The sequence below is a fragment of the Sinomonas sp. G460-2 genome (assembly GCF_047759905.1).
In the GTDB taxonomy this organism is placed as follows: domain Bacteria; phylum Actinomycetota; class Actinomycetes; order Actinomycetales; family Micrococcaceae; genus Sinomonas.
The window spans coordinates 1-1,347 of sequence record NZ_JBKZWT010000538.1 but is presented as its reverse complement, the minus strand read 5'-3'; the positions used below and the strand labels follow the sequence as shown (position 1 = coordinate 1,347).

The window sequence follows — 1,347 nt, the reverse complement described above, 5'->3', positions numbered from 1 at the left end:
GGACCGTGGCGGGCGACGTCGCCGACAGCCACACCCTCGACGAGATCATCGCCGCGTGCGACGGCGAGCTGCACGGCGTGGCCAACGTCGCGGGCATCATGGACGGCTTCCTGCCCGTGGGCGAGGTCGACGACGCCACGTGGGAGCGCGTCATGGGTGTCAACGTCACTGCGCCGATGCGTCTGACCCGGGCGGCGCTTCCCCTCCTCCTCGCGGGCGGCGGCGGCTCTATTGTCAACGTCGCCTCGGAAGCGGCGCTGCGCGGCTCCGCGGCCGGCGTCGCCTACACCGCGTCGAAGCACGCCGTCATCGGCCTCACGAAGAACACTGCGTTCATGTACGGACCCCGGGGCGTGCGGGCGAACGCCGTGGCGCCCGGGGCGGTCGCCACGAACATCGAGGCCGCCGTCCGCAGCGAATTCGCCGCGGGCCGGGTCTTCCCCCTCATGCAGGCCGTCGGCTCGCCCGTCGCCGACGCGGAGAGGCTCGCCGCCGCGATCACGTGGCTGCTGAGCGACGACTCTGCCAACGTCAACGGCGCCGTCCTGCCGAGTGACGGCGGCTGGTCGGCCGCCTGATCCCGACGGATCGCTTCCCCCAAAGCCAGCTTCTCCCAGAAAATGAAAGGTTTCACGAACAATGAACGACTTCCCGCGCGGCTTCCTTTGGGGAGCTTCGACGGCGCCGCACCAGATCGAGGGCAACAACCTCAACAGCGACTGGTGGGTCCAGGAGCAGACCGTGCCCGGCATGGAGCCCAGCGGCGACGCCGTGGACAGCTACCACCGCTTCTCCGAGGACATGCTGCTCCTCGCGGACGCGGGCCTCAACACGTACCGGTTCGGCATCGAGTGGGCCCGGATCGAACCGCTCCCGGGGCGGTTCTCACTCGCCGAACTCGCCCACTACCGCCGGATGATCGACACCGCACTCGCGCTCGGGATCACGCCGGTGGTGACTCTGAATCACTTCACGGTCCCCCGCTGGTTCGCCGATGAAGGCGGATGGCTCAGCGATCGCGCCGGCGAACGATTCTCGCGATACGTCGCCGAAGCCACCTCGATCCTTGCGGGCGTCGAATGGGTCGCGACCATGAACGAACCGAACATGCTCGCCATGATGACGACGATGCGCCGGATGATGACCGCCGCCCCCGAGGCGCAGGAGGACTGGCAGAGCCCGACGGTCGACCAGGACCCCAGGCCCCAGCTCCCGCCGCCGGACCCGCAGATCGGCGCTCGCCTCGTCGAGGCTCATCGGGCCGCGCGGGACATCGTCCGCGACCGCACGGACGCCAAGGTCGGCTGGACGGTCGCCAACCGCGCCTTCGTGGCGCGCCCCGGGGCC

At 70.1% G+C, this 1,347-nt stretch carries 2 protein-coding genes; both read left to right on the top strand.

What is annotated here, in order from left to right; genetic code table 11:
- Positions 1 to 578 (top strand): SDR family oxidoreductase (locus tag ACLN58_RS22255; protein WP_415857381.1); only part of this gene is annotated, 578 nt, incomplete at its 5' end.
- Between the two features lie 61 nt (positions 579 to 639).
- The coding region (locus tag ACLN58_RS22250; protein ID WP_415857380.1) for a family 1 glycosylhydrolase at positions 640 to 1,347 on the top strand (708 nt) is incomplete at its 3' end.